This is a genomic window from Acidocella aquatica (assembly GCF_030160635.1).
GTDB lineage: Bacteria > Pseudomonadota > Alphaproteobacteria > Acetobacterales > Acetobacteraceae > Acidocella > Acidocella aquatica.
In genome coordinates this window covers 1-1876 of record NZ_BSOS01000038.1, presented here as the reverse complement: position 1 = coordinate 1876, position 1876 = coordinate 1, and the positions used below count along the sequence as shown (strand labels likewise).

General features: G+C 62.8%; 1 protein-coding gene and 1 pseudogene. Both read left to right on the top strand.

What is annotated here, in order from left to right; all coding sequences use genetic code 11:
* Positions 1-169: 169 nt before the first annotated feature.
* Positions 170-1369 carry an MFS transporter gene (locus tag QQJ84_RS07205; protein WP_284257452.1) on the top strand — a complete coding sequence of 400 codons (1200 nt, stop codon included), beginning with the start codon at positions 170-172 and terminating at the stop codon, positions 1367-1369.
* A gap of 45 nt (positions 1370-1414) precedes the next feature.
* A pseudogene (locus QQJ84_RS07200) lies at positions 1415-1834 on the top strand (transposase); the annotation flags it as partial.
* Positions 1835-1876 lie beyond the last annotated feature (42 nt).

Below are 1876 nucleotides of genomic sequence, written 5' to 3'. Positions count from 1 at the left end.
CGAGGACCTCATGTTCCACATGGCAGGCGGAGGCGACCTCGAAGCTCTGAAACATGAACTCGGGCGAAACCAGCCAGAACCTGCCGCCACGCCGTGAACCTTCCAATTTAATCAAATTTCATACGGATCGCCGATCATCATAATTGTTTGAAAATTCGAAGGTTTTACCATGCCCGTTACCGTTCAAGCCCGTGGCGGACAGACGCAGCTTGTTCTGCTGGTGACGATCCTCTTCGTCTCGTATCTCACGATTGCCATGGCGCTGCCGGTGGTGCCGGTTTTCGTTCATACCCAGCTTGGCGGCAACAACGGCTGGAGCGGGTTTGCCGTCGGCGTCCCGTTTCTCTCCACCTTGGTCACGCGCGCGCGCGCGGGCAAGCTGGCGGACCAGCGAGGCGGCAAGACGTGCCTGCTGTCGGGCCTGCGCTACTATGTGCTGGGCAGCGTGATCTGCCTGCTGGCGGCCTATGGCGCGTTCGGCGCGGAGTTGCGTTTCGCGCTGCTGGTGCTTGGGCGGTTACTGCTCGGCGTGGGCGAAGGGCAGGTGTCGGTCGGCACCATCCTCTGGGGTATCGGGCTGATGGGCCATGCCAGAGCCGGCAAGGTGATGGTGCTGGTCGGCATCTCGATGTATGGCGCGCTGGCGGTGGGCGGGCCGCTGGGGCTGGCCTTGTTCCATTGGCTGGGCTTTGGCGGGTTGATGCTGGTTTCAACCTTGCTGCCGGTATTAGGCGGCCTCACGATGCGGCGTTTCCCCGGCACCCCGCTGGTGGCGGGGCAGCGTTATTCGCTCTGGCAGGTCCTTAAACCCATCCTGGGGCCAGGCGCGGTGGTGGGGCTGCAAGGAGTCGGCTTTGCCGCGCTGGGCGCCTTTCTGCCGCTTTATTTTTTCAGCCAGAATTGGCGGTTCGCCGGATGGGGGCTCACCTGCTTTGGCTGCGGCTTCGTGTTCATGCGCCTGATCGGCGGCAATCTGCCCGACCGTCTGGGCGGCGCCCCCGTGGCCTGTTTCTCGCTGGCGCTGGAGGCTGCGGGGCAATATCTCATCTGGCTTGCCCCTGTGCCCTTGGCGGCGTTCGCGGGGGCGCTGCTCACCGGGCTTGGCTGTTCGCTGGTTTTCCCCGCCATGGGGCGCGAGGCGATCAAGCGCGTGGAACCGCATCTGGCCGGCACGGCAATCGGCGGCTTCGCAGCCTTTCAGGACATCGCCTACGGCGCAACCGGCCCGCTGACCGGCCTGGTGGCCGATCATACAGGCTATGCAACGGTTTTTCTGATCGGCGGCGCGTCGGCGACGCTCGCGCTGGCCCTCGCCCTCCAGATGCTGCTCTCGGCGCGTCTGGCCGCAAGGGTCAAAGAGGCGGACTAGCACTACAGTTGCATTTTCTGGTGGTTTCTGAATCAATGGGTAACCATGATTCAGGCTCTGATAAGTGGCGGCGCATCTGTTGAAGAGACATTGGAGCTTTGGGCGTCATCGCTCCGAGATGTGAAGGGTCGCATCCGTCCATTGTTCACGCAGTCTCGTGTTGCGGCGTCGGCGGGCGATTTTCTTGATACGCTTCTTGGCAACGAGCCGCGCAAGACGGGGTGGATGCGCGCTGAGGCGGCGGGTGATGCTGGCCCCTGGCGGCAGCAAGCCCTGCTGGGGCGGGGCCGGTGGGACGCTGATGCCTTGCGTGATGTCGTGCGTGATTATGTTGTCGATCATCTGGCTGCGGACGACGCGGTTCTGGTGATCGACGAGACCGGTTTCCTCAAACAGGGCCGCAAATCATGCGGCGTTAGCCGACAATATACGGGCTCCGCGGGCAAGACCGCCAACTCTGATGTTCGTTGTCCATCTCTTTCGGCATGAGCAGGCAATCTCCGATAG

Coding starts and splice junctions, on each gene's coding strand:
- QQJ84_RS07205 (WP_284257452.1), top strand. CDS start 170: ATGCCCGTTACCGTTCAAGCCCGTGGCGGACAGACGCAGCTTGTTCTG.